Origin of the sequence: Taklimakanibacter lacteus (assembly GCA_003576695.1) — a bacterium.
Classification (GTDB): domain Bacteria; phylum Pseudomonadota; class Alphaproteobacteria; order Rhizobiales; family Aestuariivirgaceae; genus Taklimakanibacter; species Taklimakanibacter lacteus.
The window spans coordinates 69,193-93,181 of record QOZQ01000005.1; the positions used below are offsets into that span (position 1 = coordinate 69,193).

Consider the following 23,989-nt stretch of genomic DNA (forward strand, 5'->3'; position numbering starts at 1 on the left):
TCCTGCCTGCCTCCTCCAGCCCTTATTCTAGCGTCAACCGGTCACGCTTGCTCATGGGCGGTGCCGCCCCCTATTGTCGGGACAGTAGCATAATCGAGAAGGTGCAATCTCTTGGGTGTCGTCATTCCCTTCGAAGGCAGCGATCAGAAGCAGCCGAGCCTCGATCCCCTGATCGCGCTGACAGCGGCCGACATGGTCAAGGTGAATGAAGCCATCCTGGCCAGGGCCGCCTCCCATGTCGAGCTCATCCCGGAGCTCGCCGGGCACCTGATCAATTCCGGCGGCAAGCGCATCCGCCCGATGCTCACCGTCGCCACCGCCCGCATGTGCGCCGCCAAAGGCGAGGCCCATGTCAAGCTCGCCACCGCGGTCGAGTTCATGCACACCGCCACCCTTCTCCATGACGATGTCGTCGATGAAAGCGACCTCAGGCGCGGCAAGAAGACCGCCCGCCTCATCTGGGGCAACCAGGCGAGCGTGCTGGTCGGCGACTATCTTCTCGGCCAGGCCTTCAAGATGATGGTCGAGACCGGATCGCTCGAAGCCCTGCGCATCCTCGCCAATGCCGCGGCCGTGATCGCCGAGGGCGAGGTGCTGCAGCTTTCCGCCTCGCATGACACGTCCACCACCGAGGACGCCTATATGCAGGTGATCGTGGCCAAGACGGCGGCCCTGTTCTCGGCCGCGGCCGAGGTGGGTGCGGTCGTCGCCGGTCGCCCCAAAGGCGAGCAGGCGGCGCTTGAATCCTATGGCCGCAATCTCGGCATCGCCTTCCAGCTCGTCGATGACGCGCTCGATTATTCCGGCAAGCAGGCGCTCATGGGGAAAAGCGTCGGCGATGATTTCCGGGAAGGCAAGATCACGCTGCCTGTCGTCCTCTCCTATCGCCGCGGCTCGCAGGAAGAACGCAACTTCTGGAAGCGCACGCTGGAAGACGGCAATCAGACGGCGGATGATCTGGTCTATGCCCAGAAGCTGGTGGAGCGCCACAACGCCGTCGCCGACACGGTGGAGCGCGCGCGCCACTATGGCGACATCGCCCGCGACGCGCTGGCCATCTTCCCCGACAGCGCTCACCGGGCGGCGCTGGCCGAGGCCGTCGATTTCTGCGTGGCGCGCGCTTTTTGATTTGGGTAGGAACGTCATCCCGGCGAAAGTGACGGACATTATAATCCGTCATCCCGGCGAAAGTGACGGACCCCATAGTCCGTCATCCCGGCGAAAGCCGGGACCCATTAAATTCGTGCAGAGCGGGCAGCGCTGATGGAATTGCACCTGCCCCCCGATCCGGCTAGGCTCGCCAGCAATGTTCGAACCGGGATCCCGTATATTCTTTCAGCGCCGACCGTTTGATCCCATTCAGGGGGTCCCGGCTTTCGCCGGGATGACGAATAAAGTGTTCGTCACTTTCGCCGGGGTGACGAACTATGGTGGCGTTCGTCACTTCCTCCGGAATGACGGTTCATAGAGATGCAGCAGACCCGCTTTGCCTGGTATCTGCTGGCGCCGGCCCTCATCCTGCTCGTCATTCTCCTGGTGCTGCCGATCATCATCATGATGATCTACACCTTCTATGAGTTCATCACCGCCGGCGTCGAGCAGGCGAACTACACAGCTGCCAACTGGCGTGAATTCTTCACCGACAGCTACTATCACCTGTTCCTGTGGAAGACGGCGCGGGTCGCCGCCATCACGGCCATCGCCTGCGCGCTCATGGGCTATGTGCCGGCCTATTTCATCTGGATGACGTCCTTCCGGCACAAATGGCTGCTGCTGCTCCTGCTGATCGTGCCCTTCTGGATCTCCTTCACCATCCGCACCTTTTCCTGGATCCATATCCTGGGCGAGCAGGGCGCCATCAACGTGACCCTGATGTCGATCGGCATCATCGATAGCCCGATCCAGATGCTCTATACCGAGGGCGCCGTCATCATGGGCATGATCCATTTCCTGCTGCCCTATATGATCCTCAATGTCTATGTGAGCCTCGAGGGCATCGACCGCGACCTGCTCTCGGCGGCGCGCACGCTGGGCTGCACCAGCGCGCAAGCCTTCCGCGAAGTGACGCTGCCCCTCTCGCTGCCCGGCCTCTGCGCCGGGCTGCTTCTGTGCTTCGTGCTGGCGGCCGGCAGCTATGTGACGCCGCAGATCCTCGGCGGCAACCGCGATGCGCTGTTCGGCAACCTGATCTATGACACGATCATGCAGCAGCTCAACTGGCCGATGGGCTCGACGCTCTCGATCGTGCTCTTCGTGCTGCTCGGCATCGTGTCGGCGATCTACAGCCGCTATATGGGCCTTTCCACCATCTTCAAGGGATTGAGCCGATGATGAAGGTGCGGCAGGCCGAGGACGCCTCGGGCGTGTGGGGCTGGCGCGCGGTGAAGCTCCTCACCATCGCGGTCTATGTCTTCATGTTCGCGCCCATCATCGTTACCGTGATCTTATCCTTCAACGCCTCGATGTTCGGCGGCTTCCCGATGACGGGCCTCTCCTTGCAATGGTACGGCAAGCTGTTCCAGAACGAGGCGGTACTGCGCGCGTTCAAGACCTCGATCTGGATCGCCATCCTCACCGCCATCGTCTGCACGGTCATCGGCGTGATGGCCGCCATGGCGCTGACCCGCTATGAATTCCGCGGCAAGCAGCTGATGAACACGATGGTCATCATGCCGGCTCTGGTGCCGGAGACCATCCTGGGCGTCGGCCTCCTGCTCCTCATGAAATGGGCGCACCAGCCCAGGAGCTACCTGCTCCTCGTCCTCGGCCATATCATGCTGGCGCTGCCCTTCGTGGTGCTCGTCGTCCAGGCGCGGCTCATCGGCATCAAGCGCGTCTATGAGGAAGCCGCCCTCTCGCTGGGCGCCAGCCGCTTCAGCACCTTCAGGGAGGTGACGCTGCCGCTCCTGATGCCGGCCATCGTCGCCGCCATCCTCCTCGTCTTCACCATTTCCTTCGACAACATCACGGCGAGCCTGTTCTGGCGCCCGCCCGGCGTCGAGACCATGCCGACCCAGATCCTCGCCATGCTGAAAATCTCGATCAGCCCGGAGATCAATGCGCTCGGCACGCTGATGATCCTCATCACCGTCGGCCTCCCCTTGGCAGGCGGCCTGATTGGGCGCATTCTGTTCGGAAATCGCCAATAACCAACAACCAGGGAGAAACTGAAATGAAGCTGACACAGACGAAGAGGCTCGAGCGGCTCACCGAGCGCTACCGCAATGGCGGCATGGACCGCCGCACCTTCTTAGGCCTGGCGGCCGCGGCCGCGGCCTCCACCGGCGTCATGACCCGCTGGAGCGGCCCCGCTCTCGCGGCCGTCACCGAAGTGCGCTTCGACGGCTGGGGCGGCGTGGTGCAGGAGGCGATCGATAAATTCGCCTTCCAGCCCTATACCAAGAAGACCGGCCTCAAGGTGGTGCAGGGTACCTTCGGCGATGAGAACGAGGTCATCACCAAGGTGAAGACCTCCAATCCGGGCGATTTCCAGATCATCCATTCCTCGGGCGTCGAATATTACAAGAAATATGTCGATGGCGGCTGGGTGTCGGAGATCAACGAGGCCAATATCCCGAACATGGCCAATGTCATGACGGCGATGATCGAGCCGTTCCGCAAGCTGACCCCCAAGCTCTCGGCCATCCCTTACGACTATGGCACCACCGGCATCGCCTACAACACCAAGGTGATCTCGCCCGAGGAGGCGAAGGAGAAGGGCGCCCAGCTCCTCGTCGACAAGAAATATGCCGGCAAGATCGGCGGCTTCTCGGACAAGAACACCCGTGTGTGGTACGCGGCGCTGCAGACCGGCCAGAGCCCCAACGACATCAAGGACATCGAGGCGGTGTGGGCGAAGATCCGCGAAAGCCGCGACATGGTGAAGAAGTACTGGGGCTCGGGTGCCGAGCTCATGGATCTCCTGTCGAAGGAGGAGATCGTGGTCACCGACGCCTGGTCGGGCCGCGTCGCCGCGCTTCAGGAGCAGGGCCATCCGATCGGCTATCTCGACCCCAAGGGCAGCTATGCCTGGATGGAGGACATGCTGGTGCTGAAGGGCTCGCCCATGGCCGAATGCGAGGAGCTGATCAACTTCATGCTCGACACGGAAACCTCGATCGCCGTGGCCGAGGGACAGAAATACCCGCCCTCGCTCGATCCCACCAAGGTCAAGCTCACCGACGCCATCGCCAAACTGCCGGCCTTCGATCCCACCGGCACGATGACGGCGCTCACCTTCGGCGATCCCATCTACTGGGCCGAGCACGACGCCGAATGGCAGAAGCAGTGGGACCGCATCTCCAAGGGTGCGTGAGCTGAAGCAATATCCCCTCTCCCTCTGCGGATGAACTTCCCTCCGCCGCGCGCAGCGCGGGGAGGGTGGCCGCCCGCAGGGCGGACGGGTGGGGTCTTTCCGCCGGAAAAGTGCTCAATGACAAGCCTCAACAGCGTGCATAAAGCCTTAGCTGAGGGATTTTCCTCGTGGAGATACCCCACCCGTCGCGCGTTCCGCGCGCCACCCTCCCCGCGCTGCGCGCGGTGGAGGGAGTATTGGCGTGCGTCTCGAAGCCTCTCGCCTGTTACCACCTCATGACCACCACCGCCGTAGACCTCAAATCCGTCACTCTCACTTACGGGCCCTTCGTCGCCGTGAAGGATGTCGATCTCGCCATCGAGAAAGGCAGCTTCGTCACCCTCCTCGGCCCGTCTGGCTGCGGCAAGACCACCATCCTGCGCTCGATCGCCGGTCTCGTGACCCCGACCTCGGGCGAGATCGTCGTCGCCGGCCGCCTCATCAACGACGTGCCCATCTACAAGCGCAATATCGGCCTCGTCTTCCAGAACTATGCGCTCTTCCCGCACAAGACCGTCGAGGACAACATCGCCTTCGGCCTCAAATACCGCGACGTGCCTAGACTTGAGATCGCGCGGAAAGTGAAGCGCGCCCTCGACATGGTGCGCCTGCCGGGCGTCGAGAAGAAACTGCCCTCGCAGCTTTCGGGCGGCCAGCAGCAGCGCATCGCGCTGGCGCGGGCCATCGTGATCGAGCCCGATGTGCTGCTCCTCGATGAGCCCCTGTCGGCGCTCGATGCCAATTTGCGCGAAGAGATGCGCACCGAGCTCAAGATCATCCAGCGCGAGGTCGGCATCACCACCATTTTCGTGACCCATGACCAGGAAGAGGCGCTGGCCATGTCCGACCGCATCGTCGTCATGAATCACGGCCTCATCGAGCAGAACGGCACGCCGGAAGAGGTCTATCGCACGCCGTCTTCGAGATTCGTGGCGAGCTTCCTCGGCCAGTCCAACCTCATCGCCGGCACCATCGCGTCGAATACCAGGGGCAAGGCGAAGATCACCCTCGACAGCGGCGCCAGCATCGACGCCGCGGCGCCCGCTTCCGCCAAAAAGGGCAGCAAGGTCACGGTCGTGGTCCGCGCGCAACGTCTCGAGGTCGGCAAGAAAGCGGCGGCCGGAAGCAACAGGCTGCAAGGCCGGATCGCCGCCACCTCCTATCTCGGCGGCACCGCCATCTACATCATCGAGGCCGAGGGCCTGAAGCTGCAAGCCAATACGATCATCGATACCCATGTGTTTCGCGAGGGAGACGCGGTGGATGTGAGCTTTTCGCCGGGGGATTGTGTGCTGCTGGGGGAGGATGATCGGCGGCTGGCGTGAGCGCGCCCCCTCCGCATCGTCATCCCGGCGAAAGCCGGGACCCCCTGAATAGAATCAACCGGGCGGCGCTGCTCACGCTTCATCAGCCTAGTTTTTGCAGTACTTTGCGTAAGCCGAGAATCGCCCTCGACAATAGCCGGAGCTCGATGCCACCTTCGGACCCGCCAGCTGCCCAGCCATATTGGCCGGCTGATCAAGATAGCGATCTGCGGGAGCCCTGAATGAGAATTTACACTCCAGCGGTGCTGGCGGGCGTTGAATGGACCACGCTGCAGGATGCCGGTCCCGACGACTGGGAGATGCTTTACGCCCTGTCCGGGCCTGTCGGGCCTGGATGGCGGACGCCGAGGATGACCTTCATCCGCGAGGAGGAGGACGGCACGAAGCGGCTTCATTCCGACTGTCCGTGGTGCCTTCACACCATCCTCGTCTTGCGCGATCGGGTGGTGCCGTCGCTGTTGCCCTTGCTTGAAGCATATGGCGAGCTGCTGTCCGTCGACTGCGAAGAGCCGGTTTCCCTGTTCAACGCCACGACGATCATCGCGGCGCTCGATGAGGAACGCTCCGCCATTGCCCGCTTCTCGGACGGCGAAATCCTGGCGATAGAACGCCATGTGTTCAAGCCGGACGTCATCGGGAATACCGGGATCTTCAAGCTCCCCGGCCGCGCCTCCGCCATCTATCTGAGCGAGACGGTCGTGCGGCGTTTCGGCGAGCTGGGCCTGCGCAACCTGGCCTTCGATTTGCTCTGGTCGGATGAAGCCGTCGCAGACGGTGATCTGCGCATTGAGTATCTGGATCGATGAGGCGGCGGCGCCGATTTCGGTGTTGTGGTGGCGCCCGCGCAGTTGGACCCCGGAAACATGAAAGCCCTGGGCGGGGGGCTCAGGGCTCTCAAGGGCGCCTGGTTCACTGCCGTGGGGGTCGTGTTCGGTGCGCCGGGAATATTCAATCCCAATGTCATGTTGCGGCCAAGCACCAACGGACTGCAGTGCCTAAGTCCAGGGTCCGGCCATGGTGAATTCCACCCTGAATAGGTGAAATCCGCCGGCCACACATTCCTGGCATGCCGGCCCGCCGCGGACTCCCGATTGCCCTGTGCGCACGACCTGTCGCTTCAGATTTCTGTGCCCTTTGTCCCTCATTCCACTTTCCTTTTCTATCACCCCGACATCGGCGAGCTTTTCGGCCGCGGCCGCCTTCCGCTTGTCATCCACGCGCACATGAAGCATCGAAGTCCGAGCGATCGGGGGGATCCTTGAAGTGCCCTCGATAAAGGCACCGGTGGAGCGCTGTGGAATGAGGATAAGGCTGTAATCTTCGGACAGAAGGCCTGGCTAGCCGAAGGCCTCGACCACGGTTTCTATCGGGAGGAACAGGGTTCGGCTGTCCTCGGGATATTCGATGAACTCCGCGCAACGCAGATAGAAGCGTCTGGCTGCGTCGTCCTTTGCCTGTACCAGAACAGCCCCGATACCGATGCTCTGCGACGCCACGGCGATCCGACGCAACGCGTCCGAAAGCATGTCTGCGCCCAGGCCTTTGCCGGCATGCTCGCGGCTGACGGCAAGCCGCCCGATCACCGAAACGGGAATCGTGTCGGGTGCGTTGCGCCGCACCTTGCCCGGTGCGGCGCTGCGCTGCACCGCGCCTGCCGAGATGCAGAAATACGCGATGACCCGATTGTCTTCGCACACGACATAGCTGCGCGAGAAACGGCTTTCATTCCGCAAGGCCCGATGTCGCAGCCAGTCGTTCAGCGCGGGCTCGCCGCAGTCGAACCCGGACAGGTCATGCTCCGCCGTCAGGGGAACGGGAGCCGACAGGCCGCGATCCTGTATGGTCCGGGGCACCGTCTATTTCTGCCATACCGGCGTCCGGCGCAGCAGCGACCTGAGTTTTGGTCCAGGTGCGGGCGGATTGTCGAGCGCCTGCATGAAGGCGTCGTAGCGCGCCGGATCGAGCACGAACAGGCGCTGGTCGAGCAGCACATCGACCGCCTGCCGCCGGGCGCTATCGATCATGAACTCAGTGCGCGTCTTGCCAAGAACCGCCGCCGCATCGTCGATGAGCTGGCGTGTGCCGGTCTCGATCCGCAGATTGATACTGCCCTTCGCATCAGACGCCGAAACGCGTTCCGCGACGGCGACAGTGGCGGAACGGGAGGCTTCTGAAGGGGTGAGGCTAGCTTTGGTCATGGCCCGAATATGGGCGCTTGTATCTACAGTGTCAATACGCCGAGCGGCGGACTATCTCTCTGCACCAGGCTTTTGGCTTCGCCGCGTACGGATCAACGCGGAGGCCATCGCGAACTCCTCCTCGAGCGCGTCATACGCGGCGACATATTCAGGGTCTTTCCGCCATTCGGTGAAAGCCTCTTCGACCGGAATAAATTTGCGCTTGCGGCTCATTTCGCCTCCTTCGCCCGCTTCCTGTCGATCAGCGCCTGCGCCTCGTCCATGACCTTGCGATGCGGCACCGGCGGCCGCGTGTCGTCGAGCGCTTCCTGCACCTTGGCGCGGAACCAGGCGTCATAGGCTTCCGGGTCTGCCGTCAGGCCGGCCGGCAAGCCGCCTTCCTTGGCTATGCGGGTCAGCAGGATGCGCACGGCATCCGAGACTGTCAGCCCGACATCGGCGAGCTTTTCGGCCGCGGCCGTCTTCAGCTTGTCATCCACGCGCACATGGAGCATCGAAGTTTGAGCCATTGAGGGTTCCTTATTTGCTTGCATGAATGTATCTCATTTGAGATACATGTGCAATCAATCATCCAGAGCCGGGAGACGCGAGGCTATGCACCCTTCACCCACACGCCGGGATTTTTCGATTGTCGCTTTGATGGGCCTCTCCACCTTGGCCGCGTCCGCGGCACAGGCGGGCGCGACGGTTGAGATCTCGCCGGAAGAGGCCCTGCAGGCGCTCGATCCCTGGGTGGATGCGCTGGTCACCGGCGATCCGGCCCTGATCGACAAGGTCCTGGCGCCGGAATACCAGACCTTGCGCTCAAACGGCGTCGGCCATGACAAGGCAAGCTACCTGAAATCGCTGCCCCGGCAGAATGTCCGTCCCAAATTCAGCGGCATCGTCGCCACCGGCACGGCCGATATCATGGTCATCCGCTATCTGATCGAGACCGACCAGGTGATCGAGGGCAAGGAGGTCAAAGGCGTCTCGCCGCGCCTGTCGGTGTTCCGCCGCGAAGGCGAAAGCTGGCTGATCTCGGCCCATGCCAATTTTGCCCAGCTGGGCTGACGCATCATGACCGGACCATCGCGCTTCGAGCAGGCCACGAATGAGATGCTGGCCAAGACGAGGAAGTGCCAGGCCATGACGGGCGACCGGGAGAGCATCCTGTTCTCCGGCATGCGCGCCAATCTCCATCTGCCGCATCCGATCTATATCGCATCCGGCGAAGGGGCCACCCTCACCGATATCGACGGCAACACCTATATCGACACCTGCATGGGCTTCGGCGTCTGCGTGCTGGGCCACCGCCACCCCGACATCGCCGCTTCCATGGCGCGGATCTCAGGGAGCGGCTGGCATTTCGGCATTCATTCGCAGGAGCAGCTGCCTTTGGCGCGGCTTCTGCAGGACGCCGTCCCTTGCGCCGAGCGCATCCTGTTCTGCAATTCGGGCTCCGAGGCCACCTCCTATGCGATGCGCGCCGCCCGCGCTTTCACGGGGAAGGAGAAGATCGGCATATTCGACGGCTACTGGCACGGCATGCATGATTATTGCATGGTGGCGCCCACCAACGTCTCCTCGCGCGACCGGCCGGCGGGCGTCGAGATCAGCACCGGGGTGCCCAAGGCCATTCGCGATCTCACGGTTGCGCTGCCCTATCGCAACAGGTGCGCCTTCGACATCATCCGTGAGAACAAGGACGAGCTGGCGATGGTCATCATCGAGCCGGTGCAGCATTCGAACCCGCAACGGGACGTGCGCGACTGGCTCCTGGAGCTTCAGCAGGTGTGCCGCGACTGCAATGTGCTCTTCTGCCTGGATGAGATGGTCACCGGCTTCCGCCTGGCCTATGGCGGCGGCCAGGAATATTTCGGCATCACGCCCGATCTCGCCACGCTCGGCAAGGCCTGCGGCGGCGGCCTGCCGATCGGCGTCATTGCGGGGCGCGAGGATTTCATGCGCATGTTCCTGCCCAGGACGGGCGAGCAGGGCGTGTTCACCGGCGGCACCTTCACCGGCAAATCCGCTGACCATGGCGGCCGGCACGGCTGCCGTCACCTGTTACAAGGAGCATCCGGAGATCTATGCCGGCATGGCGGCGCAGGGCGACCGCCTGACGGCGAAGTTCAACGAGTTTGCCGCGCGAAACAACATGGCGGTGCAGATGGGCAATATCGGCTCGATGTTCCACATCTACTTCCAGAGCGGGCGGGTCGCGTCGAGCTTCGACATCGACGAAAAGCCCCTCGAGCAGGCGCGCCAGGCCTTCCTGATGCACGCCCTCAACCGGGGCGTTCTGATTTCGGGCGGCAATCGCTATTATCTCTCAGCCGCCCATACGGCTGCGGTCGTCGACCAGATGATCGAGGTGTTCGAGGAGTCGCTGGCGCTGGTTCGAGAGGATGGGTTGTTTTAAAAGTGTCGGCGGAGTCGTGTTGGCGCGATCGCGTCGATATTTAAAAAAGCTGATTTCTTTGCAGTAGGTTGATCGTCTGGAGCCGGCGCAATGATAGAGAAGATCGCCTCAATGGCCGACAACAAAGGAAAGCTCGACGAGCATACTGCCGAGGAGCTTAAGGTGCTCGACACCTCGTTGGCGCAAATGCGTGAAAGGCATTTCCCAAGGATCGCAACCAAAGACCTTCAGGCCGTTGTATATCATTATACGAATGACGAGGGGCTCAAGGGGATACTCCAATCCTCCCAGCTTTGGTTTACCAGTATATTTAACCTCAATGATCCTTCAGAATTAACTCGCGGCATGCAGGCTGGCCAGGATCTCCTCATAGGGGCCTTGGGTCACAGAGGCAGCAAGATAAGAAAATTTATAGAAGATCGGCCCTTAGACGCGGCTTACCTCAAATCAACCAGGTTCTTCACTTGCTCCTTCAGCACCGACAGCGATGAGCTGGGGCAGTGGCGATCCTATGCTGACGATGGCAGGGGCTTTGCTATCGGCTTTGAAAGCAAAAATCTATTGCAAGACCAGAATACAATTACCTATCCCGTAAAATATGACGACAAATCCTTTAATGAAACCGCTCGGGACCTCATCGCCATTGCCATTCCATTCTTGCTTAAACATGAAGGTAGCGGCGTCGACGTCGCAAGACCCGCTGTCTCGGGATATGCTTCTCTCCTAGCCTCACTTACTATGGCGGCGATCCTTCATAAGCATGAGGACTACAAGCAAGAAAGTGAGGTTAGATCTATAGTTCGAGCCAAGCAGGGTTTTCAGTACCGAATGCGACCCTATGATTTGGTTCAATATGTCCCGTATCACTATGGAGATACACAAATCATTCGCGAGATTGTGGTCGGCCCATCCCAAAGAGAACGTTCAGCTGCGTTCGTGAGAGACTGCCTTAGTGCATTTTACAAGCACAAAGTCGAGATTCGGTTTTCTGACATCCCTTATCGACCATCTCGCTAGTTGTACAGCACGTCTCCGTCCCCATTCGCGCTATTTTCCTCCACGAGACCAGAGTCTTAGCAAATCGATACATGGAGCTTTCAGCCACTTCGAGTATCGCCTGAACCACTTCTCACTGCCACTTACTCGTTTCGCGCCCTGGCGCGCCGAAGGGCGCGACGATCGGGCAAGGGCTTCCATTTCGGACTAAGAGGACACGTCGCCATCGTGCCGCAGCACAGCTTCCCCTCGTTCAACTTCCAGAAGTCCTGCTCGGCGTCGCGGCGCCGAGCCTCGAGGACGACGAGACAGGGCTCGTTAGCCTTGCGGCACTCTTTGCGTAGCATGCGCCCGCCCCGACTGTCGATTCGCCCGCATATGCAAGGCATACGTCCGTTTAGCAGACGATTGCCATCATCTGTTACTTGCCAGACGTTGTCCGAGACCCAGCCGACGCCATGCATCGCGGACCTGAAGTCTTCGAGTTTGTCTAGCTGCCTCGCAGCCGCTTCTCCCTCCATCTGAAAGAATGCAGCGGCGCCGTGGGCGAGCGCGGCATAGTCTGGCCAATAGCCGGTGTTGGTCGCGGTATCTTGGCACAGGAGGAAGGAACGGAGCTTTTCCCACCACTGCCTACCGGTATCAGCATTGATCACTTGGTTCCCAGCTTCATACCCAAGGCAGAACGAGGTATCGTCGTTAATGTGCCGCTCTGGACAGAACGAAGGCAGCAAGTCGGGCTGGCATTCGCGAATTTCTACCTCTCCCGCGAAGTCGCGCGATAGCCGAAGTCGGTATTGGCGCCCTTTTTTTCCGCTGCCTTGGACGGCTTGCGCACTCAGGTTCACACCGTCCTGCGTTTCCTGCTCGATCACTACCCACTGGGGTGCGCAATCGACAAGTAGCCGCAAACCAGCATGGTTTGCCCTATCGGGAGAGGTCTGAATTTCCGCAATCGTCTCGGCCACAGCGAGTATCAGCTCACATGGGACCGTGCGGAGGGCTGCTGGCTGATGATGGTGGTGACTTGCGAAACAGGGGCCCCAAGCAGATTAGCGGCATCGTCGTATTCAGGGATGCGCCTTGTGCTTCCGAAATGCTGTCTCACGCGATGGGAAGCCACATTCATAGCGCCCTCGCCCAGGCGGGTGCCACCATTCTCGATCTGCTGCTGAGCACGCTCGGACTCAATGACCGCTTTGCCTGCGGCGCATCGAATGCTTTCCTCGCCGGGCCGGCCGATCCTGGTGAGGGGCACCACGCCGTAATCGATGCCGATTGCGAGATCAAGATCTTGCAGTCCAGGAACGATCTCGCAACACAAATCAAAGGAAGACTTCATCGCTGCTGCGCACATGCAAGCATCCAAGACGGCTCCGGCATCATCGTCGGTCGCTACTGTCCCTTTTGTCATTAAGCCGTGGATGCAATCGCCGATGAACCGCACCCGTTTGCCCTCGCAATCTGCTTTCAGGACATCGTTCAGCTCTTCGCGGATCACATGTATGCCGACGACGGCGGTCTTGATGGCCTCGGGCCCTTGGCGGATGGCGTTATCGACGAAGGCGGTATAGCCGTCGATATCGGCGAACAGGGATGCCATGCCCATGCGAACTGTGTTTGAGGGGCTGAGTTCGGAGAACTTCGTCTTGGACAGGGGTGGCGTGGCGCGCCTGAACCCAAATTTGGCCCTATTGGTTGCAGACGCAATGACACGGTTCGCCGCGGCATCGACAGACGTGAAGGGATACTGTCGCCTTGCGAGATCGATCAGGTCTTGCCGCGCCCGAAAGGATGGGATGCCAGACTGCGAAGGAACCTGGGTGACGATCTGCTGGGCATTGGGCATCAGAAAGATGCCACTCTCCTGCCCGCTCGACGCGAGCTTTGCCGCGTGATTGGCGGGCGATCCGAGGAACAGCGTGTCGGTATCGTGGGAGCGCCCGGTAGTCATCGCCAAGCATCTGCCTTGGTCGATGCCGAACCGAATTCGGGAGGAAAAGCCGTAAGCCTGTCCGACGCGCGCTGCCGCTTCACCGAGCTTTGCGGCAAGCGCCATAGCTCGCAGAATCTGCTCCCTTGGATCTTTGATTGGGTAAACGACGACGGCATGCAAACGAGGGCCGTGAAAATCGACCCTGAGCGCGTCATCACCATCAACAATGCTATCCCAGACTTGGTAGTGGGTGTTAAGGAAATCGAGGACTCTTTTGTGGCTAGCCTCCGTCTCCCCTTTGCCTTGCTCGACTACGAGGTCGTCAAAATCGACGAGCTGACCATAAAGCTGAGCGCCTTCGACCAAAATGGCGCGAGTGTTTGGAAAGCGCCCCTCCGATCGCGCGGTGGCCGCATCAGCTCGGACGCGCGCCAATGTAAGGTTCGCGTCGACCGATGGGGCACGTTTAATATGCTCTTTAATCCGGGCAATGGCCCGATCTTCATTCCATGCCATCTGATGCTCCTTCAGCCCAATAGACCACGAAATTGTCGTGCTTCACCTTTGCGTTGACAGGCCCGACGAGGCCACTCACTGCACCCGTCGCGTAAATAAGATCGCGCAGCTCCGGACTTATGCGGATCGGTCCGAGGTCTGGGTAATGTTCCGGATCTGCGCGAAGCTGCTCGTATCGCGAGGCGAGATTGATCGTTTCGCCGAGAAGCGTGACCGCGATCCGTTCCTCAGTTCCAAAATCGCCGAAACAAGCTTGGCCAGTGTGCAGGCCGATTCGCAACGAGAGTTCGGGTATGCCGCTTTCGTCAGTCACTCGCGCAAATTCGCGCACTATCCTTCTGGCGCACTTGTACGCCCGACCTGGCACGCCGTTCCGATGGGGACCATCGCAAAACCAATAGGCCATCATCCCGTCGCCCATCATCTTGTCGATCTCGCCGCCGTGTTCGCGGATGAGCTTCACTTGGAGGCCAAGAAGCGCCCGGGCAGCGTCTGCTACAACGCCAGGGTCTCGCGCCCGCGACCAGGTGCTGAAGCCGGCGATGTCGCTGAACCAGACCACCACGGTGCGGTCCGCTGTAAATGCCGACCGGCCGCTCATAGCAGCTTCGACCACTCCCAGGGCCGTCTTGTCGCAAAATCTGGTGAGCAGATGGTTCCTGTCGGCGACCTGGCTGGCCTGTTCCGCCCGCTGGCCGGTGGCCTCGACCAGTTTGACATTGATGACATTCGCTAGGAGTTCATACCAAAGCGCACGCTCTTCGGTCGTGAGCTTATCGACGAGCGCAGCATCGAACCGCAGAACGCGGGTCTGGCCGTGAGCGACTAACCTTGCCGAACGCCCCGGAGATTTGCCGTCGGCCAGCTTTGCGCATGGAGTATTGGCGAGTAAGAACGCCTGCTCGCCAAGCAAATCGCCGCGAAGGCGCTTCCGGATCGGAGCGTCCGCCTGTTCGTAGACATCGACCTCGCCCTCAATGACGAGCCATAAGCAATCGGCCGGGTCGCCCCGCCTGCAGAGCTCGGTCCCGTGCGGAGGCCGTTCAACCTGATATAGGCCATTCCTCGTCAACGCATCGTAGAGCTTGTCTGCGTGAACGGAGTAGCGGTGCAGGAATTCACGAAGCACAACAGGCCACAATTGCCATTCTCCTGAAAATGAGAAACTATGCAGTTGCGTAAATTTTTGGAAAAATGGGGCTTACGCCTAGGCATTTCAATACTGAATTGCCGTTGGTAACTCTGATTAATTACTTGACGAAAACAGTCGCTTGGCGCCGCGCACCGAATCAGTAGCTAGGAGGAGTCGGATAAGACTTACTCGTGCTAGCGGCACTAGATGATAGCGTCGCTCCACTGACCTCCGCACCTCGCATCTCCTCTGTAAGGAGCAAACCGCATGCCTGTACTCGGCCCGCAAACCGCCATTGCGATTGAGCAGTTCGCTTCGAGGGTGACTGTTCCTCTTCTACTTAAAGATACTAAACACGGAGTCGTTCCTCACGGTACGGGAACGTTCTTTGATATTGGAGGGCGCGTTTTCCTGGTAGTCGCTGCGCATCTCCTCGATGATATCGAGCTTTCTAAACTAGCCGTTCCGGTCGGCCCGCGGGGTCCTGAGGTGCTTACTTTGAGTCCGTTTGACACCTATCGACCACAGGACATCGACCTCGACGTTGCGATCGTGGAACCGACGGACATGGATCTACTTGCAAAGTTTCGCAAACACTGGCGCTTTCTAGATTTGTCAAACGTTGCGGTGCCATCCCAGGATGGCGCATTTATCCTTTGCGGTTACCCAGCTTCGATCACCTTAAGGAGAGGGGATAAGCTGGGCGGTCAGCTCCTTACGTTCTATACGGAACGTCTAGGAACTCCGCCTAATCTAGCTATTTTTCGTGACCGGCCTCACGACCCGAGCGTCGATTTCTTTTTTAAGTATGACGAAACCGCAATGCTGGTCAACACAGCGGACGACGGAGAAACTCCGGAACTTCCCGGCGCGAGCGGTGCATCAATATGGGAGTGGAGCGAACTCCCGAAAGACGGCATTTGGACGCCCGAGGCTGCTTTGAAGGTCGTGGCCGTTCAATCGTCGTGGAACGAGAGGACGAAAAAGTGGTTTCGGGCTACCGGTTGGCAAGTGGTTTTTAACTTGCTGCGGCAAGCCGGGGTTCTTGGCCTGCCTGCTAACTCGATTGTAAAGCAGCCGTGAGATATGAGGCCTCAGTTTTATTCTGACCAACCCCTCCGACAGTATCTGGGAGTTGGGATGAACAATACCAGAGAAAGTAGAGAAGGATTGGACAAGAACCAGTTACACCAGATTATCAGACCTAGGATCGCGAGTACCGAGAAGATAGAGGCCACTATGGACATCCACAAGACTCCAGGCTGGTAACCCTTTCAGTACATTCACAAACAAGTCGTTGTTCTCAAAAATCGCCCCCGGCTCGAATGCCTCATCATCTAGCTCACTGCCAGAAGGCTTCTTTGGCAGAAAATGCACACGGTGCAACAGATTCAATGCGTTGAAGATTGGGCCACCAGGCGGCAGCATTACACGAGGCTCAACGAGAGATTTGGCCAAACCGGGTTGGGCGAACAACGCGACCATAAACATTGCGGTCGCATTCCAACTGCCGATATAGCGAGGTCGGTCCTTCGAAATAATCGGACTAAACCACCGGTCTTCAGCGGCGCGCAATCGATCCAAGTCGTTAGGCAAGGTGTCGGGCAGTTTGACCCTAGAAAAAAGCGTATGTGCGCCACGAAGTGAATCTTCGATAGGAGCTGGACCGCGTTCATAGTGGAACATTTTTGCAAGTTTCAAGTCGTCGTCGTTCCAGTTCGCGATTAGTCGACAGGCTACCTTCGTGAACTCAACATCTAATTGGGCCAAATGCCCCCATGAAAGCCCTATTGCGAAGCAGATGTGCCACGGATTAGCGGTCGCGAGTTCCTTCATCTGTGCGGCAACTTCATTGAACGCCAGTTTGTTCAACGTTTGGCCGCTCGCTTTGAGCAACTGTTGGACCTTGATACGAGCTGGCCCACCTTTTGGACCGCCGCCCTTTTCACATAGGTCCTTAAAGGTGCGTTGAGTATCGTTCAAGGGTTTAGGAAAACCAGCTGTGAGCATTGCAACCCCAACAAAAGTTGGTTTACTTCGTTACGTTTTCTATGTGCGCTTGGCACAAATAACACAAGAACCTCATCAAGGCTCCGTTATGGGCTTTACTAACAAGGACTTAGGGGTAATTACAGTGCTCAGACGAAAATAGCGCTTGATCTTGCGGGCCAAAGCGTGTGATTTGGAAAATATCAGGATCGAAGAAATTGCGCCCGCGACTCATATCCGCGGGCCTTTCTATTCTGAACACCGCTTGCGCTCAAAACCGCAACCTACCACGGGCTTCCTCAAACCAAGCCTGCCTCATCCTTCTCTCTAGTCCAGACATTACGGGTGCATCATGGTCGCCCATCGATTCAAGGGACGGAATTCCACGGTTCCGACATTCCTCACAGAGACGGGCCATCGCCACTCGAGCGCACCGGCACAAGACGACTCTCCGCCGGAGCAAGTGCCCGAGCCGTCGAGACAGTCGCCCCCGCCAGTCCAGCCGCCGTCACCCGCCCTGTTGCCGGCCTTTTCACCTTCACCACCCGCTCGCGCCCTGCGCAATGCCGAACGGATCGCGGCGGATCGTCAGAAGATTGCCGACAGCGGCATCCTGGACATCTTCCTCGATTGCATGCGCGGCAAGATCGAGCTTAGCCAGGTCCAGGTCAATATCGGCTTCGGCCTGCTGAAGAAGGTCCTGCCGGATTTCTCCACGAGCGCCCCGCCAACTGACGATGAGGAGAAGCGGGACGATGGCGGAGGCGGCACTTCCCCGGAACCCGAATTCGAGGTCGTCATTGTCGACCCCTAAGAGGCTTCAAGTCCCCCGCGCCTTCCAGCCGCTGCTCCAGCCCCGGCGCTACAAGGGCGCCTATGGCGGCAGGGGAAGTGCCAAGTCGCATTTCTTCGCCGAGCAGCTCATCACGCGTTGCTGTAGCGCCCGGCTACGGGCCGTCTGCATCCGCGAAGTGCAGAACTCGATCCGGGAATCGGTGCGCCAGCTCCTCATCGACAAGATTGCCAAGTTCGGCCTGGGGCCTAAGTTCAGTGTGCTCGAATCGGAGATTCGCGGACGCAACGGCTCGCTCATCATCTTCAAGGGCATGCAGTCCTTCAATTCCGAGAACATCAAGTCGCTCGAAGGCTATGACATCGCCTGGGTGGAGGAAGCGCAGAACCTCTCCGAAACCTCGCTACGCCTGTTGCGCCCGACCATCCGCAAGGCGGGATCGGAATTGTGGTTCAGCTGGAATCCGCGCCATGAGACGGACGCCGTCGACAGGTTCTTCCGCGGCGGGCCACCGCGCGATGACGCCGCCCTCGTCGCCGTCACCTCGCGCGACAATCCGTGGTTTCCCCAAGTGCTGGCGGCCGAGAGGGAGTCCGACTATGCGAGCGATCCCGAGATGGCCGACCATGTCTGGGGTGGCAATTACGAGACCGTCGGTGACGCCTCCTATTATGCGCGCCTCATCGCTCAGGCGGAACGCGAGGGCCACATCGGCGATTTCCCGCACGATCAGCGCATGCCCGTCGAGACGGCCTGGGACATCGGCATCGACGATTACACGGCGATCTGGTTCCTCCAGCACGATGGCGTGCGGGTGACGGCGATCGACTATCATGAGACGAGCGGCCAAGGGGCGGAGGAGATCGTGCGCGAGGCGCTGCCCGAATTGCAGCCGGAAAGGTTTCTGGTCGCACCCGCCCTTGCGGCGATCGGGCGCGACGCCGCATTCCGCTATGCCGAGCATTATTTCCCGCATGATGTGAAGCTGCGCGAATGGGGTGCGGCCGGGCGAACCCGCGCCTTGACGCTCATGGGCCTCGGCGTGAAGCCCATCCGGGTCGGAGCGCAACAGGGTCCGGCGGAGCGCATTAATGCCACGCGAGCCCTTCTGCCACTTATGCGTTTCAACCGTACGAAGCGGGTCATGCTGGGCCTGTCGCGGCTGCGGCGCTATGCGCGAAGGCCAAGCACGACATTGGGCGGCTTCGCCGGCCCCTTGCATGACATCAACAGCCATGGCGCCGATGCTTTCGGCGAATATGCGGTGAACTGCCCGCTCATCGCGCCGAAGCCGGTTGCCGTTTCGCGGCCGCGGCCACCGTTGCGCAGCGGTGTGTTTCTGGAGGGTCCGCCGGCGGAACGACGGGCGCGGAGTCTCCGGATATAACTGATATCTTTATAGATATCGACCTCGGAGTTTGATGTTCTTTACAATATCATGATTTGCGCAAACTGCGAAATTGTGATATCTATAAATATATAATATTCTAATTCTGATATATGAAAAGATATCGACATGGATCCAAGGACCGAACATCTCGCTTTTGAGGTCAGAAAGGCCCGGGAAAACAATCAGCTAAGTCAGCGCGACCTCAGCGCTGCAACGGGCATGCCCCAGGCGCAAATATCCAAGATCGAAAATGGCGCCGTCAGCCCAAGGCTCGACAGCCTGATCCAGATTGCCCGCGCGCTCGAGCTCGAGGTCATGCTCGTTCCGCGAAAATTCGTGCCGGCGGTGCAGGCAATCACCCGCGGGGCCGAAGGCGAGCTTCCCGGCAGCGATACCCGTCGCGCCACCCTGGAGCTCAAAAAGCTCGAAGCTCAACTCGCCCGGATTTCGGACAGAACCGAGGAGTGGCGCCGCCTCAACCGTACCATCCGCGAACTCCATAACTTCCGGCTGACGCCCATGCATATCGACAAGGTGAGAAGAGTCACGGGCGTGCTGAAGCGACTGAAGCCCGAAGACGATCGCAACGAAACACTCCACAAGCTTCTCTCTGAAATCAAGGCCGTGCGCAATTCGCTCGCCCATGCTTTGCCGGAAGCTCCACCGTCGCCACGTCCTGCCTATTTCCTGGAGGAGAACGACGACGATGCCTGATGTGTCGGTATTGAACGTTCTTCTTCATGGAGATGCGATCGGAACGATCACGAATGTCCCGGGTGACCAATCGATCTTCGCCTTCAGCCAGGGCTACATCGACAACCCGCGACGGCCAACGTTAAGCCTCCGGTTCAAGGACTCACTCGGCGGGCTGATCACCGACATCCCGAAGACACAGACACGGGTGACGCCTTTCTTCGCGAATATGCTGCCGGAAGGATCGATGCGAGACTATCTCGCTTTGCGTGCCGGCGTCAGCTCCAGGCGGGAGTTCTTCCTTCTCTGGGCGCTTGGCGCCGATTTGCCAGGCGCCATGATTCTGGCCCCGGCGGATGGCGCCGAATTGCCCCCTGACGAAATGGACGATGATGATGACGACGAACGAAAGAAAAGAATCTTCCGGTTTTCGCTCGCCGGCGTTCAGCTGAAGTTTTCCGCAGTCAAGGAGGCTGCCGGCGGCCTTACGATCCCGGTGCAGGGAATGGGTGGCTCATGGATCGTGAAGCTCCCTTCCACGAAATTCGCCGGCGTGCCTGAAAACGAATTCTCGATGATGAGCCTCGCCGCAAAGATCGGCATGGACGTGCCAGACATCAAGCTCGTCTCGCTGAAGGACATTTCCGGCCTGCCTGACGGCATCGGCGAACTTAAAGGATCGGCATATGCCATCAGGCGTTTCGATCGCGCCGATGACGGCTCCAGGATACATATCGAGGACTTTGCCCAGGTCTTCGATGTGTTTCCCGAAGACAAGTACAAAAGAGCAAGCATGCGCAATATAGCGGATGTCATCGCCGCCGAAGCGGGACAGGACGATATCGCCGAACTCATCCGCCGGATGGTCTTCAACACGCTCATCGGCAATGCGGATATGCACCTCAAGAACTGGTCCTTGATTTATTCGGATCGCAGGACCGCGCGCCTGTCGCCGGCCTACGACTTTGTTTCGACCATCCCTTATATCGACAGCGCCAAGTCAGCGCTGACGATCGGCCGCAGCAAGCAGATGAAGGACTTTTCGATCGAGCAGCTGAAGTACCTGGCCGGCAAGGCCCGGCTTCCGGAGAAGCTCGTCACAGACACGGCGAGGAAGACGGTGGCGCTCTTTCATGAGATATGGGCAAAGGAGAAGAAAAATCTCGCTCTCTCCTCCAAGGTTGTTGACGCCATCGATGCCCACATCAAGACCGTACCCGTAGCCGCGGAGTAAGCCCCGCAGCTCAAAGATCATTTGCTATTGGCCTCGGTGCCAGTTTATCTAATGCCGCTGGTACATAGAGAGAACAAAATCCGTTGACAAATGTTGACATTTCCTATATGTGGCGGCGACGTGATGGCCCGATCACCTCACCCTGACAAGGGAATCAAGGCCAGGAACATGAAGACTCATGCTCTCACCATCATTGCATCCGGTCTTGATCCTGATGACTGGTCTTATGCCGACCGCTTTTACGAAGCGGGTTGCTCAGACGCGACAATCTCGCTGCAAAAGGGATTGTTTGTCCTCGAATTCGACCGGGAAGCCGAGACCTTCCGGAAGGCATTGGTCTCTGCAATTCATGACGTCAAGAAAGCCGGTGCTACGATCGAACGTGTCGAGCCAGACCATCTGGTCAGCTCGTCGGAAATAGCGGAACGGTCCGGCCTCACGCGATCCGCTGTTTCCCTTTTCGCTTCCGGAAAACGCGGCACGAATTTCCCGGCGCCGATTGCAAGAGTTACCAGCGAAAGCCCGCTCTGGGATTGGGCAATGGTTGCCGGCTGGATGTTCGAGCATGGCAAGATCGCCGAAGACGCCGCCATCGAAGCTGCCAGCATTCGGACAGCCAACATCGCAATCGTTCAGAGCCACTACCCAGCCTCCGCATTGCAAGCTGAGATCAGCAGAAACCTGACCGAAGACGTCTCTTAAAATTATGACGAGCACAGAAACATCTATGATGGATTTGGCCGCCAGGCTCAGTCCTGCGGGGCGGCTCGCAGAGAGAGGGAAATATCAGCAGGCTCTTGACCTCTATGGTGAAATGAAGGCCCGAGGTGTCGAGCTCACTTCCCAGGATCGCGCGAACTGCGGAACTTTTTTGCTGTGTCTGGAGAAATATGAAGAGGCATTAGCTCAATTCAGAGCAGCGAGCGCGCTGGAGGATATGTCGGACCTGAAAGGCGAAGGATCATATCTGGGTCACCAGGGCGTTGCCCAATGGCTCATGGGCAGACACCGTGAGGCTGTCACCGCGTGGCGATGCAGAGTGTCAGGCATCCTGAGTGGAAAGGTCCGCGATGCTGCAGGCGCTTCGGAAGGGCTGTTGCTCTGGTATGCCGCCGTCACATTGAAAGATCATGATTTGCTGAAGTACACGACAGACTATTTTCAGAAGCTGTCGATTCTTGGTCGTATTGCGTCCTGGCCTGGACCTTTGGTGGAGCTTGCTCTGGGGGAAAAATCCGCTGACGACGTTTCCTACGAGCGCTTTCACAATATGTGGTTGGATTGGCTGCTGGGGAGGGGTTCTGAGCATCGGGAAGACCTCCTGAAAGCTGTGTTTTATTTTGCCGTGAGGCACAGGCTCGACAGTCAAGAGCCTGAATGCCGAAAGACAATGGCCCAGGTCGCCCGGAGGAAGAACCGGTGGAGTGAGCTCGAATGGCATCTGGCTCGCGGAGAGCTTTCCCGCGCCTAAGTCCCGTGCAAGGATCCGGGCCTGCACTCTCGGCATGACTTACCGTGCCCGCCGAAGCGTGCCCCGGCTCTAGGGATAGTCCGCCCCGCAATGCTCGCAATGGTAACCATCAGGCCTCGCATCTGCCTGCAGGGGAACGCTTTCTCCCAGCACGATCCAGCAATGCGGGCAGTTCGGCTCGGCATCGCGGTCGGGCCGATAAAGCGCAAACCTCGAGAGCGCCTGGCTGCAATTCTCCAGATCGGCCCTCAGCTTCTCGAGCTCTGCGCCATCGGCGTCGCCCGGGCGACCGCGGGCTTCGCGCCGGCCGATCTCCACCGACAGCTCGATCCGCCGCACCGTCTGGCTGCTTGCGAGAGCTCCGGCCTGTCTCAGCAGGTGATAACGAATGTTCATGATCTCTACGGTTGGAAGGTGCCCGCCGCTGCTGTGGTGACATGCGGCGGGCGCGAGCCCTGCGCCCGCGACAGGAACGCGCGGGGGGATGGCTCGATTTGCGTGCGCTAAGGAATATCCCCGTGCCTGACCCACCGCCGATAGGACGGCGTGCGCTTCATTCCCTCGCGCGCCTGCGCATCCAGTTCCTTGAGCGCGTCCATGATCTCATCGAATGCCACGGCCTGGCCGGCGGGCGTCCGCCGCAGGCCGGGCATGGCCTCCACCGCGCAGGCATCGGACGCCCAGGAAGCCAGGATGGCCCGCTTCTCGTTGACCGACAGATCCGGATCGCACACCACCTCCTGCGGATGAGCGAATGCATCCGCAGGCCGCATCATGTCGTCGAGGTTCAGCTCGCACAGCATCTTCCGTGCCGACATCAATCCACGCACAACCGCCTCCATCAGTTCAGGAGCTTGGCTGTCGCGCCGCCATTGATGGCGATTTTCCGCGGCTTGGCGGCCTCCGGAATCTCCTGGCGAAGCTCGATTTCGAGAACGCCGTTCTCATAGCGCGCGCCGGTCACTTCCACATGGTCGGCAAGGCTGAACTGGCGCTCGAAACTGCGTCCGGAAATGCCTTCATACAGATATTGCCGCTTCTCATCGGCCTTCTTCTCGCCGGCGACGGTCAAGAGATTCTGCCTGGCGGTGATGGTCAGCTCGTCTCGTGAGAAGCCGGCAACGGCAAGGCGAATGACATAGCTGGATTCATCCTTGCGGATGATATCATAGGGCGGAAATCCGCCTTCCTGGTCGAACCGCTTCTGAGCCTCGCTGATGAGGTTGAAGAGCGGTTCAAAGCCGACGCTTGAACGCGAAAAGCCGGAAAAATCGTAGGCGCGCATAGCCACATCCTCCATTTGAGCAACATGGGTACGAGCAGCGCACCGGACGTCCGCCGGTGCCCGCGCCGGACCTGATACCCTGCGATCCGGCGAGATTCGATCTAGTCTCCGTCAGCCTGTCTTCAAGACCCCCGCCCAAAATTTTTTATGCCACGGATCCCCGGTCACCATTCCCTGAAAAAACAAATGCTTGCCGGCTGCATCGTGATGGTGTTGGCGCTTTTCGGAAAAGCGGCAATTGACATTGCGTGCATGGATGGGAGATTTGGGAAA

27 protein-coding genes are annotated in these 23,989 nt (G+C 59.6%); 16 read left to right on the forward strand and 11 right to left on the reverse strand.

Annotated elements, in window-relative coordinates; genetic code table 11:
* Positions 1–111 precede the first annotated feature (111 nt).
* From DT068_RS10895 to DT068_RS10920, 6 genes are all read left to right on the forward strand, one after another.
* The gene (locus tag DT068_RS10895) at positions 112–1,128 is read left to right on the forward strand and encodes a polyprenyl synthetase family protein (protein WP_119389871.1); all 1,017 of its coding nucleotides are present in this window, start codon (positions 112–114) and stop codon (positions 1,126–1,128) included.
* Between the two features lie 342 nt (positions 1,129–1,470).
* Positions 1,471–2,331, forward strand: coding sequence for an ABC transporter permease (locus DT068_RS10900; RefSeq protein ID WP_119389872.1), 861 nt, complete (start codon positions 1,471–1,473; stop codon positions 2,329–2,331).
* Positions 2,328–3,149, forward strand: coding sequence for an ABC transporter permease (locus DT068_RS10905; RefSeq protein ID WP_368904645.1), 822 nt, complete (start codon positions 2,328–2,330; stop codon positions 3,147–3,149). Before DT068_RS10900 ends, DT068_RS10905 begins: the two co-directional genes overlap by 4 nt.
* 23 nt (positions 3,150–3,172) lie before the next feature.
* On the forward strand, positions 3,173–4,315 hold the full coding sequence (locus DT068_RS10910) for an extracellular solute-binding protein (RefSeq protein ID WP_119389873.1): 1,143 nt from the start codon (positions 3,173–3,175) through the stop codon (positions 4,313–4,315).
* Between the two features lie 275 nt (positions 4,316–4,590).
* Entirely contained in the window at positions 4,591–5,679 is a 1,089-nt protein-coding gene (locus tag DT068_RS10915; RefSeq protein WP_119389874.1) for an ABC transporter ATP-binding protein, read from the forward strand.
* A 221-nt stretch (positions 5,680–5,900) separates the two neighbouring features.
* Positions 5,901–6,485, forward strand: coding sequence for an imm11 family protein (locus DT068_RS10920; protein WP_162914136.1), 585 nt, complete (start codon positions 5,901–5,903; stop codon positions 6,483–6,485).
* Between the two features lie 531 nt (positions 6,486–7,016).
* Here the strand turns inward: DT068_RS10920 and DT068_RS10930 are convergent.
* From DT068_RS10930 to relB, 4 genes are read right to left on the reverse strand one after another with little or no spacing between them, the layout of a single operon-like run.
* Positions 7,017–7,532: a GNAT family N-acetyltransferase gene (locus DT068_RS10930; protein ID WP_119389876.1), complete on the reverse strand. Its 516-nt coding sequence runs from the start codon at positions 7,530–7,532 to the stop codon at positions 7,017–7,019.
* Positions 7,533–7,535: 3 nt separating this feature from the next.
* Positions 7,536–7,877 carry a type II toxin-antitoxin system TacA family antitoxin gene (locus DT068_RS10935; RefSeq protein WP_119389877.1) on the reverse strand — a complete coding sequence of 114 codons (342 nt, stop codon included), beginning with the start codon at positions 7,875–7,877 and terminating at the stop codon, positions 7,536–7,538.
* Positions 7,878–7,928: 51 nt separating this feature from the next.
* Positions 7,929–8,090, reverse strand: a complete 162-nt coding sequence (locus tag DT068_RS10940; protein ID WP_368904648.1) for a hypothetical protein — start codon at positions 8,088–8,090, stop codon at positions 7,929–7,931.
* A complete protein-coding gene (gene relB, locus DT068_RS10945) occupies positions 8,087–8,386 on the reverse strand; it encodes a type II toxin-antitoxin system RelB family antitoxin (protein WP_119389878.1) in 300 nt (99 codons plus the stop codon). The genes DT068_RS10940 and relB overlap by 4 nt, the downstream gene beginning before the upstream one ends.
* A gap of 85 nt (positions 8,387–8,471) precedes the next feature.
* Here relB and DT068_RS10950 point away from each other — a divergent pair, with 85 nt between their 5' ends.
* Genes DT068_RS10950 through DT068_RS10960 form a run of 3 tightly spaced genes read left to right on the forward strand, consistent with a single transcriptional unit; the run spans position 8,472 to position 11,298 of the window.
* The gene (locus DT068_RS10950) at positions 8,472–8,930 is read left to right on the forward strand and encodes a nuclear transport factor 2 family protein (protein ID WP_162914137.1); all 459 of its coding nucleotides are present in this window, start codon (positions 8,472–8,474) and stop codon (positions 8,928–8,930) included.
* 6 nt (positions 8,931–8,936) lie between these two features.
* On the forward strand, positions 8,937–10,325 hold the full coding sequence (locus DT068_RS10955; protein WP_119389880.1) for an aminotransferase class III-fold pyridoxal phosphate-dependent enzyme: 1,389 nt from the start codon (positions 8,937–8,939) through the stop codon (positions 10,323–10,325).
* Positions 10,326–10,371: 46 nt separating this feature from the next.
* Entirely contained in the window at positions 10,372–11,298 is a 927-nt protein-coding gene (locus tag DT068_RS10960) for a DUF2971 domain-containing protein (RefSeq protein WP_119389881.1), read from the forward strand.
* Positions 11,299–11,420: 122 nt separating this feature from the next.
* Here DT068_RS10960 and DT068_RS10965 read toward each other — a convergent pair whose 3' ends face one another.
* From DT068_RS10965 to DT068_RS10975, 3 genes are read right to left on the reverse strand one after another with little or no spacing between them, the layout of a single operon-like run.
* A complete protein-coding gene (locus DT068_RS10965) occupies positions 11,421–12,245 on the reverse strand; it encodes an E2 domain-containing protein (RefSeq protein WP_119389882.1) in 825 nt (274 codons plus the stop codon).
* 8 nt (positions 12,246–12,253) lie between these two features.
* Positions 12,254–13,729, reverse strand: coding sequence for an adenylate/guanylate cyclase domain-containing protein (locus tag DT068_RS10970; protein ID WP_119389883.1), 1,476 nt, complete (start codon positions 13,727–13,729; stop codon positions 12,254–12,256).
* A complete protein-coding gene (locus DT068_RS10975) occupies positions 13,716–14,870 on the reverse strand; it encodes an adenylate/guanylate cyclase domain-containing protein (protein ID WP_119389884.1) in 1,155 nt (384 codons plus the stop codon). Before DT068_RS10975 ends, DT068_RS10970 begins: the two co-directional genes overlap by 14 nt.
* Positions 14,871–15,128: 258 nt before the next feature.
* Between DT068_RS10975 and DT068_RS10980 the strand changes: the two genes are divergently transcribed.
* Positions 15,129–15,944: a hypothetical protein gene (locus DT068_RS10980; RefSeq protein ID WP_119389885.1), complete on the forward strand. Its 816-nt coding sequence runs from the start codon at positions 15,129–15,131 to the stop codon at positions 15,942–15,944.
* 102 nt (positions 15,945–16,046) lie between these two features.
* Here the strand turns inward: DT068_RS10980 and DT068_RS10985 are convergent, their stop codons facing one another.
* Entirely contained in the window at positions 16,047–16,871 is an 825-nt protein-coding gene (locus tag DT068_RS10985; RefSeq protein WP_119389886.1) for a hypothetical protein, read from the reverse strand.
* A gap of 442 nt (positions 16,872–17,313) precedes the next feature.
* Between DT068_RS10985 and DT068_RS10990 the strand changes: the two genes are divergently transcribed.
* The 6 genes from DT068_RS10990 to DT068_RS11015 all read left to right on the forward strand — a co-directional run bounded on the left by DT068_RS10990 (position 17,314) and on the right by DT068_RS11015 (position 22,431).
* Positions 17,314–17,664 (forward strand): hypothetical protein, encoded by a 351-nt coding sequence (locus DT068_RS10990; protein ID WP_162914138.1) that lies wholly within the window; start codon positions 17,314–17,316, stop codon positions 17,662–17,664.
* A complete protein-coding gene (locus DT068_RS10995) occupies positions 17,651–19,030 on the forward strand; it encodes a PBSX family phage terminase large subunit (RefSeq protein WP_162914139.1) in 1,380 nt (459 codons plus the stop codon). Before DT068_RS10990 ends, DT068_RS10995 begins: the two co-directional genes overlap by 14 nt.
* A 129-nt stretch (positions 19,031–19,159) precedes the next feature.
* Positions 19,160–19,747: a helix-turn-helix domain-containing protein gene (locus DT068_RS11000; RefSeq protein WP_119389889.1), complete on the forward strand. Its 588-nt coding sequence runs from the start codon at positions 19,160–19,162 to the stop codon at positions 19,745–19,747.
* Complete coding sequence (locus DT068_RS11005; RefSeq protein WP_119389890.1) at positions 19,740–20,960, forward strand: type II toxin-antitoxin system HipA family toxin; 1,221 nt, start codon at positions 19,740–19,742, stop codon at positions 20,958–20,960. Before DT068_RS11000 ends, DT068_RS11005 begins: the two co-directional genes overlap by 8 nt.
* A 168-nt stretch (positions 20,961–21,128) precedes the next feature.
* Positions 21,129–21,662: a hypothetical protein gene (locus DT068_RS11010; RefSeq protein ID WP_368904653.1), complete on the forward strand. Its 534-nt coding sequence runs from the start codon at positions 21,129–21,131 to the stop codon at positions 21,660–21,662.
* 25 nt (positions 21,663–21,687) lie between these two features.
* Positions 21,688–22,431 carry a hypothetical protein gene (locus DT068_RS11015; protein WP_162914140.1) on the forward strand — a complete coding sequence of 248 codons (744 nt, stop codon included), beginning with the start codon at positions 21,688–21,690 and terminating at the stop codon, positions 22,429–22,431.
* A gap of 69 nt (positions 22,432–22,500) precedes the next feature.
* Here DT068_RS11015 and DT068_RS11020 read toward each other — a convergent pair whose 3' ends face one another.
* The 3 genes from DT068_RS11020 to DT068_RS11030 form a co-directional block, all read right to left on the reverse strand.
* Positions 22,501–22,827 (reverse strand): hypothetical protein, encoded by a 327-nt coding sequence (locus DT068_RS11020; protein ID WP_119389892.1) that lies wholly within the window; start codon positions 22,825–22,827, stop codon positions 22,501–22,503.
* Positions 22,828–22,934: 107 nt separating this feature from the next.
* A complete protein-coding gene (locus DT068_RS11025; RefSeq protein ID WP_368904655.1) occupies positions 22,935–23,249 on the reverse strand; it encodes a hypothetical protein in 315 nt (104 codons plus the stop codon).
* Between the two features lie 23 nt (positions 23,250–23,272).
* Positions 23,273–23,716: an Hsp20 family protein gene (locus tag DT068_RS11030; RefSeq protein ID WP_162914141.1), complete on the reverse strand. Its 444-nt coding sequence runs from the start codon at positions 23,714–23,716 to the stop codon at positions 23,273–23,275.
* Between the last annotated feature and the right edge of the window lie 273 nt (positions 23,717–23,989).

Bases quoted from the DNA above. Each gene is read 5' to 3' on its own strand.
- DT068_RS10955 (WP_119389880.1), top strand. From the start codon at position 8,937: ATGACCGGACCATCGCGCTTCGAGCAGGCCACGAATGAGATGCTGGCC.
- DT068_RS10980 (WP_119389885.1), top strand. From the start codon at position 15,129: ATGCCTGTACTCGGCCCGCAAACCGCCATTGCGATTGAGCAGTTCGCT.
- DT068_RS10915 (WP_119389874.1), top strand. From the start codon at position 4,591: ATGACCACCACCGCCGTAGACCTCAAATCCGTCACTCTCACTTACGGG.
- DT068_RS10900 (WP_119389872.1), top strand. From the start codon at position 1,471: ATGCAGCAGACCCGCTTTGCCTGGTATCTGCTGGCGCCGGCCCTCATC.
- DT068_RS11015 (WP_162914140.1), top strand. From the start codon at position 21,688: ATGATGGATTTGGCCGCCAGGCTCAGTCCTGCGGGGCGGCTCGCAGAG.
- DT068_RS11005 (WP_119389890.1), top strand. From the start codon at position 19,740: ATGCCTGATGTGTCGGTATTGAACGTTCTTCTTCATGGAGATGCGATC.
- DT068_RS10920 (WP_162914136.1), top strand. From the start codon at position 5,901: ATGAGAATTTACACTCCAGCGGTGCTGGCGGGCGTTGAATGGACCACG.
- DT068_RS10970 (WP_119389883.1), bottom strand. From the start codon at position 13,729: ATGGCATGGAATGAAGATCGGGCCATTGCCCGGATTAAAGAGCATATT.
- DT068_RS11000 (WP_119389889.1), top strand. From the start codon at position 19,160: ATGGATCCAAGGACCGAACATCTCGCTTTTGAGGTCAGAAAGGCCCGG.
- DT068_RS11030 (WP_162914141.1), bottom strand. From the start codon at position 23,716: ATGCGCGCCTACGATTTTTCCGGCTTTTCGCGTTCAAGCGTCGGCTTT.
- DT068_RS10905 (WP_368904645.1), top strand. From the start codon at position 2,328: ATGATGAAGGTGCGGCAGGCCGAGGACGCCTCGGGCGTGTGGGGCTGG.
- DT068_RS10935 (WP_119389877.1), bottom strand. From the start codon at position 7,877: ATGACCAAAGCTAGCCTCACCCCTTCAGAAGCCTCCCGTTCCGCCACT.
- DT068_RS10960 (WP_119389881.1), top strand. From the start codon at position 10,372: ATGATAGAGAAGATCGCCTCAATGGCCGACAACAAAGGAAAGCTCGAC.
- DT068_RS10950 (WP_162914137.1), top strand. From the start codon at position 8,472: ATGCACCCTTCACCCACACGCCGGGATTTTTCGATTGTCGCTTTGATG.
- relB (WP_119389878.1), bottom strand. From the start codon at position 8,386: ATGGCTCAAACTTCGATGCTCCATGTGCGCGTGGATGACAAGCTGAAG.
- DT068_RS10940 (WP_368904648.1), bottom strand. From the start codon at position 8,090: ATGAGCCGCAAGCGCAAATTTATTCCGGTCGAAGAGGCTTTCACCGAA.
- DT068_RS11025 (WP_368904655.1), bottom strand. From the start codon at position 23,249: ATGTCGGCACGGAAGATGCTGTGCGAGCTGAACCTCGACGACATGATG.
- DT068_RS10910 (WP_119389873.1), top strand. From the start codon at position 3,173: ATGAAGCTGACACAGACGAAGAGGCTCGAGCGGCTCACCGAGCGCTAC.
- DT068_RS11010 (WP_368904653.1), top strand. From the start codon at position 21,129: ATGAAGACTCATGCTCTCACCATCATTGCATCCGGTCTTGATCCTGAT.
- DT068_RS11020 (WP_119389892.1), bottom strand. From the start codon at position 22,827: ATGAACATTCGTTATCACCTGCTGAGACAGGCCGGAGCTCTCGCAAGC.
- DT068_RS10985 (WP_119389886.1), bottom strand. From the start codon at position 16,871: ATGCTCACAGCTGGTTTTCCTAAACCCTTGAACGATACTCAACGCACC.